The organism is Enterococcus sp. AZ149 (assembly GCF_051714285.1).
GTDB classification, from domain to species: domain Bacteria; phylum Bacillota; class Bacilli; order Lactobacillales; family Enterococcaceae; genus Enterococcus_D; species Enterococcus_D entomosocium.
In genome coordinates this window covers 2,549,652-2,564,543 of sequence record NZ_JBIORO010000001.1, presented here as the reverse complement: position 1 = coordinate 2,564,543, position 14,892 = coordinate 2,549,652, and the positions used below count along the sequence as shown (strand labels likewise).

Genomic DNA, 14,892 nt, shown 5'->3' with positions numbered 1-14,892 from the left:
TCATTGTTTCTCTATTATTAAAAGGAGCCATGAAATCATCTGTCGATAGCAGTCATCAGCGACAGTGTTTGGTGTCCGATCAAAGTCATGCTGATCTAAATCGAGCCAAAGTGTTTTGGCACGGGGGACTTGTGCTGCGAAAGCTTCGGAGGCGCTGAAGGGAACGTCTGGATCTTTTTTGCAATGAACGACAAAGCAAGGAGGAAAGTCTTTGTAAGCGGCAGCAGGAATCGCCAAGGCTGCCAGCTGTTCCCGATTGCCTAAATAACGCTGCCAGTTGCCATATTGACGGGCGGAAAGGTACAAAGGGAATCGTTTTTCTAACGTGCCGTGGGTGATTGGTTGGCTTTCGATCATAGCTTCGGCGTCGAGTGGCGGGACTTTCGGAAATTGCGTGTAAAAGCGTGCCGGCTGCAAAAATTCTTTATAAAACAACTCTTGGTATCCGTAAAATCGGATCAAGCCTTTTTGCTCCGGATGCTTTGTGCGTGCGGTCTGTAAGGTCGCTAAAAAACCGCCGGCGGAGCGACCGAATAGAATGTACTCATTTGCACCAACGCCGCTGAAGTGCCAGCCCTCTGTCAAAAACCATTCCACTGCCTTTTTTGTATGAAGGTAAATGTCGTTCAGCGCTACTTCGGGAGCCAGTGGATAATCAAAGAGATAAAGGCTAACACCGGCAGCCAGCAATTGGTGGACATAATCCTGCGGAAGGTCTTCTCGCTGACCATAGAGGAAGCCACCACCATGAAAATACAAAAGGCTGATCCGAGGCTGCGCTACTTTTAGGATCGTCACTTCTAACGGCAAAGTGCCGTAGGTGTCAAATTGGATTTTTTCTGTTTGCGCAAAGGCATTTTTAGGATAAACCATTGTTTTCTTCCTTTCTCTTCTTCGATAGTATAAGGAAGAGTATAGGAGAAGGAAGCGGTTTAAAAAACAGCGTTATGACTAAAAATAGAAACGGTTTTGTCGAAAGTGAACAATGATGTCCTTCAGTAACACGCTTACAATAACCGTATAAATTAAAGGAGGCAGAACAATGGAGTTGAAAAAAGAAGTAGCGGCAATGATCGATGCATTATCTCAGATTGGGAATGATCCAACTGGAGGAATGACTAGACTGCTTTATACCGATTCATGGAAAGAAGCGCAATCATTTGTAGAAAAACAATTAAAAAAAACTGGCTTAACGACGTCCTATGATGCAGTCGGCAATCTCTTCGGCAGAATGGAAGGCAGCCAGTATCCAGAAGAAACGATTCTTTCAGGGTCACATATCGATACCGTCGTCAACGGTGGCACATTAGACGGTCAATACGGGGTCGTTGCTGCTGCTTTAGCGATCAAGTATTTAAAAGAGACCTATGGGCAACCTTTACGCTCCTTGGAAGTCATCTCAATGGCAGAAGAAGAAGGCAGTCGTTTTCCAACCGTTTTTTGGGGAAGTAAAAACTTTGTCGGAGAGGCCGAAAAAGCCGATGTTGAAGCGATCGCAGATTTTGAAGGCAATAGCTTCGTGGCAGAGATGCAACGCCAAGGCTTTGATTTTCGCGACCCACAAGAACCGGTTCGATCAGACATCAAAGCCTTCGTGGAAATCCATATCGAACAAGGCAGTGTTTTAGAAAAAGAAAACTTGCAGATCGGCGTCGTCAATAGTATCGCTGGTCAAAAGCGCTACACCTTTGTTTTAAAAGGACAAGCCAATCATGCAGGCACCACACCGATGGGCTATCGTCAAGATGCTGTGTATGGTTTTGCCAAAATGTGTGCCGCAGTGATCGACCGTGGCTTAGATCTTGGGGATCCATTAGTTGTGACATTCGGTAAAGTTGATCCAAAGCCGAATACGGTCAACGTGGTTCCTGGTGAAGTGTTGTTTACGATGGATTGTCGCCATACTGATGGGCAGCTATTGGATGCCTTTACTGCTGAAGCAGAACAGATCATTCAAGCGATCGCCAAAGAGCACGACCTGACAGTGGAGATGGACCTATGGATGGATGAACGCCCAGTGCCGATGGACGATACGATCGTTGCCACGGTGGAACAAGCGGTGAAGCAAACCGGCAAACGCTACAAAGTGATGCATAGTGGGGCGGGTCATGATTCCCAAATCATTGCACCACATTTTCCAACGGCGATGCTGTTTGTACCAAGTATTGATGGGATTAGCCACAACCCAGCCGAAGCAACAACTATCGAAGATTTAACAGCTGGGGTAGAAGTTTTAGCAGCTTCCCTTTACGAGCTAGCATACAAAGAATAGAAAGCAGGGACACACATGGGATACAAAAATAATAATACGGGCTATTTAGATGGATTGCTGCAATCACGTGCAGTCATTAGAAAAAATAATTTTGCGATCTTGCCGCATGACGGGTTAGTGAATAATGTCATTCCAGGATTCGAAAACTGTGAATGTTCGATACTCGGCACACCAAAATTAGGGGCGTCTTTTGTCGATTACATCATTTCATTCAAAAAAGATGGCGCCAACCAATTGGGCTTCGGCGGACCAGAGATCGAGAGTTTCTTGTATGTCATCTCGGGCAAACTGGAAGTGAGTGATGGTAAAGAAACCCATACATTGACGGACGGAGGCTATATCTATCTGCCGGCTGGAGAAAAACTGTATATGAAAAATCTCCAAGAAGAAACGACAGAAGTGTTCTTATATAAGAAGCGTTACCAACCGTTAGAAAATCACCAAGCCTACAAAGTAGTGGGGAATCTTTCAGAGTTGATACCGATCCAATACGAAGGGATGGAAGACGTCCTGCTTTGGGATTTCTTACCGAAAGAGTTGGGTTTTGACATGAATATCCATATCCTTTCCTTTGAACCAGGGGCAAGTCATGGCTACATTGAGACCCACTATCAAGAACACGGGGCGTACTTACTGTCAGGTAAAGGGATGTATAACTTAGACAATGAGTGGTTCCCAGTGGAAAAAGGCGACTATATTTTCATGAGTGCCTATGTACAGCAAGCAGCCTATGGTGTCGGTCGTGATGAACCATTGACCTATATTTATTCCAAAGATTGCAACCGCGATCCGGAAATTTAAAGGAGTTTAGAAAATGGAAGAGACGGTTATTGTACAGTCACAAGAGTTACAGCAATTGATCCAAAAAAAATTAGCGGCTGCTGGTTTGTCTGAAGCGCACGCAGCCATCGTTGCAGAGCATTTGGTCTTTGCCGATGCCAGCGGGATCCACTCTCATGGGGCTGTACGGGTAGACTATTACGCAGAGCGGATCGCTAAAGGTGGAATGAATCGCACTCCACAGATCACGTTTGAAGAGACTGGGCCTAGCAGCGGGATCGTTCACGGTCAAAATGGCGCAGGGCAGGTCGTTGTATTAGAAGCGACAAAGCATGCCATTGAGATGGCCAAACGTTCTGGGATCGCGGCGGTTGGTGTACGGAAAACGAGTCATAGTGGGGCGCTATCCTATTATGTCAAAAAAGCTGCAGAAGCTGACTTGATTGCATTATCTATGTGCCAATCAGATTCAATGGTGGTTCCTTTTGGCGGCAAAGAAAATTATTTTGGTACCAATCCAATCGCATTTGCCGCACCAAGAAAACAGGGGGCACCGGTGGTCTTTGACATGGCAACGACGGTCCAAGCGTGGGGCAAAATATTAGACGCTCGCTCCAAAAATAAAGAGATTCCTGCGACATGGGCCGTGGATGCTCATGGCAAGCCAACGACGAATCCACATCATGTCCACGGCTTACTGCCGATCTCAGGGCCAAAAGGCTTTGGGTTGATGATGATGGTGGATATCTTATCAGGAATGCTCCTTGGGCTGCCTTTTGGCAAGCATGTTTCCTCTATGTACAACGATCTGACGAAAGGTCGCGACTTAGGGCAATTTATTTTGCTGATCGATCCGCAACGCTTTACAGATTTAGACACATTTAAAGAGTCGGTGGAGACGATGGTTGCCGAACTGCATGACATACCGGCTGCTGAACAGTTCCAGCAAGTCTATTATCCAGGCGAGATCAATCAACTAACCTATGAAAAATATATGGCAGAAGGCATTCCCATCGAGAAGAACATTTATCGCTATCTCATTAGCGACACGGTTCATTTTGACCAGTATTCTGGGTCAGATGCCTTTGCACAGACAGGAACAGGAGAGTGAGGAGACCCATGTTACACACTATTATTCAAAAAAACAATTACCAAGATTCCATTGTTTTAATGCTTTTGACCAATCGTCTACTGACGATCGAAGGGATCAACAACGCTTCGGTCATGATGGGCACACCTGCCAATAAGGACATTTTCAAGACGGGTGGTCTTTATACCGAGGAGATGAGCAATGCGACATCCAACGATATGGTGCTCGTTTTAGACATCGAAGAGGAAGAAATCATCGAAACAGTCCTGTCAGAAATCGATGCCTTCTTATCGGACCAAAGCAATAGCGCAGGAGAGGAAACCCAAAGCGTCAAAACTTGGGAAAAAGCCTTAGATCTTGGAAAAGATGCGAAGGTCGCTGTCTTATCGATTCCCGGTACTATGGCAGCACCAGAAATTGAAACCGCATTAGCAGCGGGCAAACATGTATTTTGTTTCAGTGATAACGTTTCATTGGAAGAGGAAGTTCGGCTAAAGAAACTGGCGCATGAAAAAGGACTTCTTTTAATGGGACCAGATTGTGGCACAGGGATTCTCAATGGGATGCCAGTAGCCTTCACCAATGCCGTCCGTAAAGGGAAAATCGGTGTTGTCGGCGCTTCGGGTACTGGCATCCAAGAAGTCACCACTATTATTCATAAATTAGGTGCCGGTGTGACACAAGCCATCGGAACCGGTGGACGAGATCTCAAAGAAGCCGTCGGTGGGATCACCATGAAAGATAGCATTCTTGCCTTGGAACACGATCCTGATACGGAGGTGATCGTGGTGATCTCCAAACCACCTGCACCACGTGTCCGAGATGAAGTGTTGGCACTTTTAAGAAGAGGAACAAAACCTGCAGTCACGATTTTTCTTGGGGAAGAGCCAACGGACCACGAAGAAAATCTTTACCGAGCCTACACGCTGGAAGAAGCGGCTCAATTAGCCGTGCAGCTGCTACGTCAAGAACAGATTGGACTAGAGCCAGTGAAAGAGGAAACAGCAGCTGCCACTTTCGGACCTGAACAACAAAAAATCAAAGCTTACTATTCTGGCGGAACATTGGCGTACGAAGCAGCGATGCTTGTTAAAGCAGGATTAAATCTGGAACAAGAAGATACCTATCAGGAAGGGTACATCTTAAAAGCAGCTGGCCATGAGATCATCGATTTAGGTGATGACATTTATACTCAAGGCAAGCCCCATCCGATGATCGACCCAACAAAGCGGATCGAACTGTTGAAACAAGCGGGGGAAGATCTTGAAACGGCAGTGATTTTGTTAGATATCGTTTTAGGGTACGGCTCTCATCAAGATATGGCGAGTGAATTGGCACCGACCATCAAATCATTGAAGGAAGAAGCACAAGCAGCTGGTCGGGAGTTAGCGGTGATCGCTACGATCGTTGGAACTGATTTAGACCCCCAAGATAGCAACGAGCAAGCAGAGATTTTAACCGCAGCTGGCGTGATTTTGTGTCAAAGCAATGCCCAAGCAGTCAAAAAAGCTTTAGCAATGCTCGGCCATCCCTTTTCCCCAATTAGTCGTAAGCTGTTGCCAAAAGCAGTGACAACTGCCGATGGGTTGCCAGAGCCATCTGAAAAGAGCCGCGAATTGTTGTCGAATGACGCGTTCATCAATGTAGGGTTGCGTAGCTTTGCAGAAGCGATCCAGACGCATCACGGTCAAGTCGTTCAATATGACTGGCAGCCAATTGCTGGTGGGAACGTAACGTTACAAAAAGCCTTACGTTTCTTAGCACAAGTGTCACTATCAGAGTAGGAGGAAGTTATCGTGTACGAAACTATTGAAGAAGCAAACCAAGCCGTTATTGCCAAGATCGTTGCCGGTTCGCCTTTTTTGTTGGATGTCGTTCCAGCAGTCAGTGTCATTCCAGAATTAGGTGAAGGAAAAGTCCTATTGCACGCAGGACCACCGATCCGCTACGACCAGATGATCGATCCGATTCAAGGCGCTTGTGTTGGAGCGGGACTTTTTGAAGGCTGGGGCGAAACGGAAGAAGAGGTACGTCATTTATTAGCATCTGGGGAAGTTCAACTGATTCCTTGTCACCACGTGCAAGCGGTTGGCCCAATGGGGGGCATCACCTCTGCCAATATGCCGGTTCTCGTGGTGGAAAACAAAACAGACGGCAACCGAGCGTACTGTACGATGAACGAAGGGATTGGGGCAGTTTTACGTTTTGGCGCCTATTCTCAAGAAGTCATTGATCGCTTGCATTGGATGAAAAATACGTTAGCACCAGTTTTAAGTGCTGCACTACAAACAAAACCCGATGGCTTGAACATCAATGTCTTAGTCGCAAAAGCAATCGCCATGGGGGATGAGTTCCATCAACGGAATATCGCTGCTTCGTTGGCGTTCTTAAAAGAAGTAGCACCAGCGATCGTTACCCTTGAAGGATTTGAAAAAGAAAAACCAGAAGTCATTCAGTTTCTAGCAGACACGGATCAGTTTTTCTTGAATATCATGATGGCTTCTTCAAAAGCGGTGCTTGATGGCGCCCGGACGATTGAAGAAGGAACGGTTGTGACAGCAATGTGTCGCAACGGGCATGAATTCGGTATCCGTATTTCTGGTATGGGGGACGAGTGGTTTACCGGTCCTGTCAATACACCAAAAGGGTTGTATTTCTCAGGATTCAGTGAAGAAGATGCCTCTCCAGATATGGGCGACAGTGCCATTACGGAAACCTTTGGTGTTGGGGGAATGGCGATGATTGCTGCCCCAGCTGTGACACGCTTCGTTGGTTCCGGCGGATTTCACGATGCGTTGAAAACCAGCAATGAGATGTTAGAGATCTCCATTGATACCAATCCGAATTTTCCCGTTCCTACATGGGACTTCAAAGGGATCTGTTTAGGGATCGATGCTCGGAAAGTCGTGGAAACAGGGATCTTACCGGTGATCAATACAGGGATCGCCAACAAACAAGCTGGACGGGGACAAATTGGGGCCGGGACAGTGACACCACCAATGGATTGCTTTGAAAAAGCTGTCTTGGCTTATGCAAAAAAATTAGGATTTGAAGAATAACTCAGGGTCTGAAAACGTGAAAAGGAGCAACCTAGCGATGATACAGGCAAAATGGATCGACCAAGCTTTATTTGAACCCGCATTTATCAATGGCACCTGGCTCGTTCACAGTGTGTTTCAGCATAGTTTCAATCTGCAAGATCCTCGTCAGGATCAGCTGATCTGTGTCTCTAAACAAGCGGCTCGCGTGCCCAAAGGGATGATTTTAGCTGCCGACGATTATGCAGCGTTGGCGACCGACTTGCTTGCTGGTACCACTCTTTTGGTTCAGCAACGAGTGATCCATTTTCCGCATCATCGTCTGTCTTTTCAAAAGGCAGCCATGTTTACAACCACCTTCCCAGCTGGCACAGCCCCATTTGATCGAGAACTGTTTTGGTCAACCCTCCAACATGTCACGGAAAAGACGGGGATTCAAGAAGCTGTTTCACAAACCATCAGCAGCAATCATCCGTTTTATGACGCAATCGATCAGCTATGCACGCCTTCATTTAAAGAACAACGGCAAGCAGTCGCTTATTTAGTCGGACGGGGTGTCGGATTGACCCCCACAGGCGATGATATGCTAGTTGGTCATTTACTGGCTCGCCGAGTGATGGGGCAAGAAGATACCCGCTTGGTGGCTTATCTACAAAGAAGGCTGTTGACAGTCAATGATTTGACGACTGACGTCAGTAAACATTATCTTCTGCATGCGTTGACAGGCGCATTCAATCAATCGGCGTTATCCTTGACCAGGTGTACCGATTCAGCGGCTTTTTACCAAGTAATCAAAGAGATACTAGCGATCGGTCATACCTCGGGGGCTGACTTTTTGGCAGGGTTTGCTCGCAGTATCAATCAATTTCAAAACAATAGAAATGAGGAATTCATATGGCAAAACGAGTGGTCATCGCTCTAGGGGGCAATGCAATTTTAAAACCGAATCAACCAGCGACCGTAGAGACACAGCTTGCAAATATCCAGTTAAGTGCAGAACAGATCGCTAAAATCGAGAAACTTGACCATCAAATCGTTGTGACGCATGGCAATGGGCCGCAAGTCGGCAATATTTTACGACAAAATGAAGAAGCCAAAGAAGTCGTGCCGCCTTTTCCACTGGATGTCTGCAATGCAGAGTCACAAGGCTTTATCGGTTATTTGATGGAGCAAAGCATCAAAAATAAAATCGATCAAGAAGAACTGACCAGCAATGTCGTGACCTTATTGACTCAAGTGGAAGTGGCAGCGGATGATCCCGCGTTTGAAAAGCCAACGAAGCCGATCGGCTTGTTCTACTCAGAAGAAGAAGCAAAAACAATGGCTGAGGAAAAACATTGGGTGATGGAAGAAGATGCTGGACGTGGGTACCGTCGCGTCGTGCCATCCCCACAACCTGTGACGATCCACGGCGTGGAATCAATGGTTCATTTATTGAATCAAAATACCATCGTGATCGCTGGTGGCGGCGGTGGGATTCCAGTCGTAAAACAAGCGGAAGGCTTGAAAGGGATCGAAGCAGTCATCGATAAAGACCGAACTGGGAAAAAATTGGCAGAACAAGTGGATGCCGATGTATTTATGATGCTGACCGACGTCAGCAACGTTTATATCAATTACGGAACACCGGAGCAAGAAAAATTAACGGGGTTATCCGTAAGTGAAGCGCAAGCATATTTTGATGCGGGGCATTTTGCAGAAGGCAGTATGGGGCCGAAAATGGAAGCAGCGATTGCGTTTGCCAAGCAAGGAAAGACGGCAATCATCTGCTCATTGGAAGAAGCAGACTTAGCATTGTTAGGTGAAGCAGGCACAAGGATCGCTGGGTAACACCAGCGATCCAACTGCTTGATTCGCCTATTAGTCGCCTTCTTCGGACAGCTCAAGGGCTAAGCGCAGATCCAGGCTAATGCTAGGATCATGCACGTTTTTTCCTAGTAGCTTTTGGCACTGTTCGATGCGGTATTTGATCGTATTGCGATGAACGAACAAGGCTTTGGCGGTGCGGGTGATCTCACATTGATAATCCAAGTAAGCCCGTAAGGTTTTGCGCAATTCGATGGTGGCATCTTCTTGCGGAAACGCCAATTCTTTGAGGATCGTGCGGCAGAAATAATGGATATCTTCAGGGCTCATTTTTTCAAATAGACTCCGCATTCCCCGTTGATGGTAGAAAGAGACGATGGGAGAATCATGTTGGCCTCTTCGTTCTTCATAAGCAGTCTTTGCTTCAATGTAGGAGCTGGCTAAATCATTGATGCTTTCACAGACACTCCCTACACCAAAGGCCATTCGAAAAGGCAACCGATTGGTCAAAGCATTGGCGGTCTCAATCAAATGGTCTTCTAAGGCATCACACTTATGCTGCACGAAAATCGCAAAGTGATTGCTGCCCTTTAAGCGAAAGAGACAAACATCTTTGATGCGATAAGGCAGTTGTTCACTAAACCACTGATAGACCAAGTCACTTTCTTCTTTTAGGTATTTGTCTTTGTCTTTGGTTTCTTTGGTTGGTTCACAGGCACCATAGATGACACGATAATGGCGGGCTTTGACCAACCCGTAAGTCTTTCCGAGATCTAACCAATCTTTTTGTTCCTGTTTGGAAGATTGCTGGTATTCGATCATCCGTGTTAAAAAGTCACTTTTTAAATCTTCAAAAGATTCTTGCACTTTTTGGTTTTTGTAGAGCATAAACGACAAGACCAATGCTGCTTGTTCCAGCGCAAAATCCGAGACAGGATAAGGAATCGCCTCAGGATTCAAAATGACTAAATAATGCGGGAAATAAGTGGAGGTTTCAATGGCATAATAAGAAATTTGTGACGTTTTTTCATGGAGATCTTTGATAGGGATCGCCCCACTTTTTTCACCAGTAAAAACCCCTTTCGTTTGTCCTAATTGATGGATGTAGTACTCCGCGGGTTTTGACATGCGGGTGAAATGCTTGGAGTGGGCAATCACTTGTTTAAAAGGATTCAACAAAATGATCGGTGTATTGACCATTTGGCCAAAATCAGCGATAAAGCGAGCGATGCTGACATCCTTCATCAAGGAAGCAGAGAACCGTTTTTGGATATCTAAGGCATAACTCAGCTGCTCGGTTTTGGTGTTCCATAGTAAATTCAAAAGCTGGTGCATCAAACGGCCCAGCGGCATCGTGGCAGGTACTTCTACGATGGGGAAACCTAAACTATCGGCGTAAGCGATGACTTCAGGATCGATGACATCCAAAAAACGACCGATCTTGATGCCTAATCCAGCGGCATTTTTGGCTACGAGGGAATCGATCAGTTCAAGCAGTGCTCCTTGATTATCTTTATAAACCATCGCCGTGCTTAAGATAAAGGTATGCTCAGGAATATAGTGGGCGATATCGGGGGTCTCAGTGATTTCGATACTGTCGACGGGAATTTCCGCGGTAATGGGATCTGTCAACAAACGCAAATTGGAAAAGCGTGGTGTAGCAAGCAATTCAGCAACTAACTTCATAGAGAAACTCCTTTTAGAATTGAACAAAACAAACAAAAACATGTCCTTTTTTAGCTTTATTGTACAACAAACTTGGAAACGTTGACAAGGCGTTGGGCAGTGAAATCAAAAAGAGAAATGAGGGGAAAAGATGTATAAAGAGTTAACGATCGCACAACGTACGATCATGACACCTGGGCCTGTAGAAGCCCATCCAGCTGTTCTTCAAGCAATGACCAATCGTATTTTGGGACAGTTTGATCCGAATTTTTTGGCGATCATGGATGAGGTCAAAGAAATGATCAAACAACCGTTTGGAACCAAAAACAAAGAGGCATTTGCCATTGATGGGACTTCCCGAGCTGGTTTAGAAGCGGCGCTGATCGCTTTGATCGAACCAGGGGACAAAGTCTTGATCCCCGCCTATGGGCGCTTTGCTTTCTTACTTGGAGAAATCTGTGAACGTGCCCAAGCGCAAGTCAAATATGTAGAAAAAGAATGGACGGCTCCTTTTGCACCCGCAGAGGTCATCAAAGAAATCGACGCATTTCAACCCAAGATCGTGGCGATGGTCCACGGGGAAACTGCCAATGGGCAAATGCAGCCGTTAGCAGAAATCGGGCAGTATTGTCGCGCAAAAGATATTTTCTTTGTCGTTGACATGGTGGCGACTTATGGTGGCGTGGCCCTGTCAGTCGATGATTGGTGTGTCGATTTGGCAATTGCCGGTACACAGAAGTGTTTAAGTGTGCCGTCTGGTCTTTCATTAGTGACCTACAACGATCGCGTCGAAGCCGTCCTTAATGCCCGTTACCAAAAAGAATTAGGCTTGAGCAAAACGGATCGAAACAAGCGGCACATTATGAGTAATTACTTGGATTTGAGTCAATTGCAACGCTACTGGAACAAAGAGCGAATCAACCATCACACAGAAGCGACGAGTATGATCTATGCGCTTCATGAAGGATTACGGATGTTGCTAAACGAAGGCCTCGATGCAGCCTATCAACGTCATTTGACGAATGAAGGGGCGTTGGTCGCTGGACTGGAGGCAATGGGGCTTTCGATTTATGGCGAAAAAGCAACCAAAATGCCGACAGTTACCCCCATCTTTATTCCAGAAGGTGTTGATGGCGAAGCTGTCCGAGAAGAGATGCTTCACTCCTTTGGTGTAGAGATCGCTAGTTCATTTGGTGATCTAAAAGGAAAAATCTGGCGGATTGGAAATATGGGCTACAGCAGCCGCAAAGAAAATATTTTACATGTCCTAGCCGCGTTAGAAGGGGCACTATTGTACCAGCAAGCACCAATTTCTGCCGGCAAAGCGCTCATCGCTGCGTTAAATTACTACCAAAAAACGACTTAAAATTTTAGCACAAATGCACAACGACTGAAAGCGCTTTGTGAAAAATGACAAATGCAATAGTCGGCAAAAAAACGTACACTAAGACTATCTTAAAGCGCTTTCGTTGGCGTGCTTCACAAACTTTACTTGTGTAACTGATGGAGGGGAAAAAATGGAAATCAATAAAGAACGTGGTGGGCTTGCCTACTGGAAACAAATTATTATCTTAATGTGTTCAGGCTGGGTCACTATCTGGATTTATCGCGCTGCGTTATCACCGGTCTATCCGCAAATCAATGAGTCACTTGGCGGCAATATTTCTGATACAGCATTAGGATCGATCGCCAGCTTTTACTTTTTCGGCTATGTGATCATGCAGATCCCTGCCGGCTTTTTAGTGGATAAGATTGGGAAGAAAACAGTTCTGCTCCCAGGATTTGTGGTATTTGCACTGGCAGCTTTACTGATTTCACAAGCCTCTTCAATCTCCATGATCTATACCGGTAGCTTTTTAGCAGGGATCGGCTGTGGATCATTTTATGGTTCCGCGTATTCTTTGACCTCACAGAACATTCCGAAAGAAAAGAAGAGCTTCTCAACAGCGATCGTCAATAGTGGTTCTGCCGTTGGTTCAGGGTTTGGGATGATCTTATCAAGCTTTATCGTTATTCAGATGAATATGCCTTGGCAAACAATGATGTATTTATCCGCTTTCTTGATCGTTTGTATGACGATCGCTTTCGCATTGGTTATCCGCAGCAACAAAGAAGACGTAGCTTTCTTGGAGAGTCAAGCAGCAGCTGAAGAAGAAACAACGGATCAGCCGAAAGAAAAAGTTTCCCTTTCGACCTTGTTCTCCCTGCGGATGCTCTTTACGTATGTGTTATATTTTGCGACGTGTTATGCCTACTATATGACGGTTACTTGGCTACCAAACTTCTTAGGAACAGAACGAGGCTTCCAAGGAGTCGCAATCGGCTTCTCTTCTTCATTGGTGGCATTTGCTTCGATTCCTGGGGCCTTGTTCTTTAGCCGCTTGGCAGACAAATACATGCATAAAAAAGTTACCTTTATCGTTATTTTAGAAGTATTAGCGGCGTTGATGTTATTAGTAACGGTGCAAGCAACAAATTCGACTTTCTTAATGATCGCGTTGATCTTGTACGGGTTCCTTGGAAAACTAGCGGTTGAACCAATCATCATTTCTTGGTTAGGGGAAAATGCACCAAAAGTTGGGGTCGGTACGACATTAGGGGTCTTCAACTTTTTCGGCATGATGTCTTCCGTTATCGCACCAACATTGACCGGATCGATCTCGGATGCAACAGGGTCAAAAGTAATGGGCTTTTATATCGCAATTATTTTGTTGATCGGTGGTACATTCTTATTCTTGACTGTAAACTCTAAGAAAACAGCAAAGTAGAAAAGTGAGGAACAACAGATGAAAAAACGATCCTTAAAAATCAGTTTGACCAACCAAATCATGATTGCAACGGTATTGGGGATTTTTTGGGGCGTTTCCTTTCCCGGTTTAGGTGATCAAATGCAGCTAGTCGGGGACTTCTTCTTGCGACTGATTCAAATGTCTGTGGTCGTGTTGGTCATGGGCTCGGTGATTGAAGCGGTGGGGGGACTTGATCCAAAAGAATTAGGTGGGATCGGCGGGAAAGTCTTCCTCTGGTTTACCGGTTCGACCCTCGTCGCCGCTATTTTCGGTCTCTTGTTCGCCTTGATCCTCAAGCCCGGCGCAGGCCTTGACCAGTCGCTGCTGCAAAGTACAGAAACTGCATTAAGTACCAGCAGCATAGAAGAAGTCATCTTGAACTTTGTTCCACTGAACATTATTCAAGCCATGGTGGAGCAGAATATGATCCAAGTGATTATTTTTTCGCTCTTCTTTGGCCTTGCCTTGAGCTTAATCAAGCATGAAAAAAAGAATCAGCTGTTTCTAGATATGATCGGTAGTTTTAATCATATTTTGTTAAAAATGGTCAGCATGATCATGAAGTTGGCGCCGATCGGGATTTTCGGCCTTGTTGCTTCCTTGGTAGAAGATACCGGCATTCGTGTGTTGGGAATGTTAGCCAGTTTTTTATTGACGTTAGCAGCGGCATCTTTGCTCTTTTTGTTTCTTTGGTTTCTCTTGACGTCGCTCTATTGCAAAGTTTCCTTGTTTCGTTTGATAAAGAATATGTGGCGTCTATCGGTGGTTTCCTTTACGACCACCTCTTCTGCTGTTTCATTGCCGTTTCAAATCGAAGATGGCAAAGAACGATTTGGGATCAGTGATCGAATCAATAAGCTCGTGATGCCTTTAGGCATGACCTTAAATAGCAATGGGCTCTCCTTATTTTTAGCCCTGGCAATCGTAACCGTTGCTCAGGCGTACCAGATCCAATTGAGCTGGGGGGATCTTTTGCAAGTGGTCTTGTTGTCCTCGTTGGCATGCTTGGGAACGATCGTCGTTCCAGGCGGCGGATTAGTCACACTGGCTACGGTTTTACCTATGTTAGGACTACCTAATGAAAGCATCGCCTTACTGGCAGGGATCGATTGGTTTTCTGGGATGTTTCGGACCCTCTTGAATGTTGACCCTGACGTCACGGTGGCGTTGATCGTTGCTCATGATGAAGGAGAACTGGATCGTGCAGTCTTCAATGGTGAAAAAGCCCAGGTCAAATTAGCAGAAAAAATCACCGATGGCGTATAAGACCAATCATTCTTGTGATGAAACTTTACTCTTTTTTGAAAACGTGCTACGATTGATTCGTTGATAGACTAAAGAAGCTTCCTGAAATACCGTAAACGGTAAACAGTAGCGGCTGATTTTCCGCTTGTCATTCAACAGACAACTACGACAAAAAGAGGAGGAAAAAACATGACAGCATCGATGAAA

General features: G+C 45.6%; 12 protein-coding genes. 10 read left to right on the top strand and 2 right to left on the bottom strand.

The features are described 5' to 3' along the window. Positions 1-873, bottom strand: coding sequence for an alpha/beta hydrolase (locus IGI94_RS11825; protein WP_422705762.1), 873 nt, complete (start codon positions 871-873; stop codon positions 1-3). 169 nt (positions 874-1,042) lie between these two features. On the opposite strand from IGI94_RS11825, the gene allC reads away from it, so the two are divergent. From allC to arcC, 7 genes are read left to right on the top strand one after another with little or no spacing between them, the layout of a single operon-like run. Beyond that, a complete protein-coding gene (gene allC / locus IGI94_RS11820; RefSeq protein ID WP_438899811.1) occupies positions 1,043-2,272 on the top strand; it encodes an allantoate deiminase in 1,230 nt (409 codons plus the stop codon). Positions 2,273-2,287: 15 nt separating this feature from the next. Next, positions 2,288-3,073, top strand: coding sequence for a (S)-ureidoglycine aminohydrolase (gene allE, locus IGI94_RS11815; protein WP_438899810.1), 786 nt, complete (start codon positions 2,288-2,290; stop codon positions 3,071-3,073). Between the two features lie 13 nt (positions 3,074-3,086). Next, entirely contained in the window at positions 3,087-4,163 is a 1,077-nt protein-coding gene (gene allD, locus IGI94_RS11810; RefSeq protein ID WP_005234452.1) for an ureidoglycolate dehydrogenase, read from the top strand. 8 nt (positions 4,164-4,171) lie between these two features. Next, the gene (gene fdrA / locus IGI94_RS11805; protein WP_438899809.1) at positions 4,172-5,926 is read left to right on the top strand and encodes an acyl-CoA synthetase FdrA; all 1,755 of its coding nucleotides are present in this window, start codon (positions 4,172-4,174) and stop codon (positions 5,924-5,926) included. Between the two features lie 12 nt (positions 5,927-5,938). Then, entirely contained in the window at positions 5,939-7,201 is a 1,263-nt protein-coding gene (locus IGI94_RS11800; RefSeq protein WP_005234461.1) for a DUF1116 domain-containing protein, read from the top strand. A gap of 37 nt (positions 7,202-7,238) precedes the next feature. Then, positions 7,239-8,102 (top strand): DUF2877 domain-containing protein, encoded by an 864-nt coding sequence (locus tag IGI94_RS11795; RefSeq protein ID WP_034872369.1) that lies wholly within the window; start codon positions 7,239-7,241, stop codon positions 8,100-8,102. After that, positions 8,075-9,010 carry a carbamate kinase gene (gene arcC, locus IGI94_RS11790; RefSeq protein ID WP_008379225.1) on the top strand — a complete coding sequence of 312 codons (936 nt, stop codon included), beginning with the start codon at positions 8,075-8,077 and terminating at the stop codon, positions 9,008-9,010. The genes IGI94_RS11795 and arcC overlap by 28 nt, the downstream gene beginning before the upstream one ends. 30 nt (positions 9,011-9,040) lie before the next feature. On the opposite strand, the gene IGI94_RS11785 is transcribed toward arcC, so the two are convergent. Beyond that, the gene (locus IGI94_RS11785; RefSeq protein ID WP_016613699.1) at positions 9,041-10,672 is read right to left on the bottom strand and encodes a PucR family transcriptional regulator; all 1,632 of its coding nucleotides are present in this window, start codon (positions 10,670-10,672) and stop codon (positions 9,041-9,043) included. A gap of 130 nt (positions 10,673-10,802) precedes the next feature. On the opposite strand from IGI94_RS11785, the gene IGI94_RS11780 reads away from it, so the two are divergent. From IGI94_RS11780 to IGI94_RS11770, 3 genes are all read left to right on the top strand, one after another. Then, a complete protein-coding gene (locus IGI94_RS11780; RefSeq protein ID WP_005234468.1) occupies positions 10,803-12,017 on the top strand; it encodes a pyridoxal-phosphate-dependent aminotransferase family protein in 1,215 nt (404 codons plus the stop codon). 151 nt (positions 12,018-12,168) lie between these two features. Beyond that, positions 12,169-13,419, top strand: a complete 1,251-nt coding sequence (locus IGI94_RS11775) for an MFS transporter (RefSeq protein WP_005225368.1) — start codon at positions 12,169-12,171, stop codon at positions 13,417-13,419. A gap of 18 nt (positions 13,420-13,437) precedes the next feature. Continuing rightward, complete coding sequence (locus IGI94_RS11770) at positions 13,438-14,706, top strand: dicarboxylate/amino acid:cation symporter (protein ID WP_005234475.1); 1,269 nt, start codon at positions 13,438-13,440, stop codon at positions 14,704-14,706. The last annotated feature ends 186 nt before the right edge of the window (positions 14,707-14,892 follow it).

What these genes read in the sequence shown, in the direction of transcription:
- IGI94_RS11825 (WP_422705762.1), bottom strand. Translation starts at nt 873, where the DNA reads ATGGTTTATCCTAAAAATGCCTTTGCGCAAACAGAAAAAATCCAATTT.
- allC (WP_438899811.1), top strand. Translation starts at nt 1,043, where the DNA reads ATGGAGTTGAAAAAAGAAGTAGCGGCAATGATCGATGCATTATCTCAG.
- allE (WP_438899810.1), top strand. Translation starts at nt 2,288, where the DNA reads ATGGGATACAAAAATAATAATACGGGCTATTTAGATGGATTGCTGCAA.
- allD (WP_005234452.1), top strand. Translation starts at nt 3,087, where the DNA reads ATGGAAGAGACGGTTATTGTACAGTCACAAGAGTTACAGCAATTGATC.
- fdrA (WP_438899809.1), top strand. Translation starts at nt 4,172, where the DNA reads ATGTTACACACTATTATTCAAAAAAACAATTACCAAGATTCCATTGTT.
- IGI94_RS11795 (WP_034872369.1), top strand. Translation starts at nt 7,239, where the DNA reads ATGATACAGGCAAAATGGATCGACCAAGCTTTATTTGAACCCGCATTT.
- arcC (WP_008379225.1), top strand. Translation starts at nt 8,075, where the DNA reads ATGGCAAAACGAGTGGTCATCGCTCTAGGGGGCAATGCAATTTTAAAA.
- IGI94_RS11785 (WP_016613699.1), bottom strand. Translation starts at nt 10,672, where the DNA reads ATGAAGTTAGTTGCTGAATTGCTTGCTACACCACGCTTTTCCAATTTG.
- IGI94_RS11780 (WP_005234468.1), top strand. Translation starts at nt 10,803, where the DNA reads ATGTATAAAGAGTTAACGATCGCACAACGTACGATCATGACACCTGGG.
- IGI94_RS11775 (WP_005225368.1), top strand. Translation starts at nt 12,169, where the DNA reads ATGGAAATCAATAAAGAACGTGGTGGGCTTGCCTACTGGAAACAAATT.
- IGI94_RS11770 (WP_005234475.1), top strand. Translation starts at nt 13,438, where the DNA reads ATGAAAAAACGATCCTTAAAAATCAGTTTGACCAACCAAATCATGATT.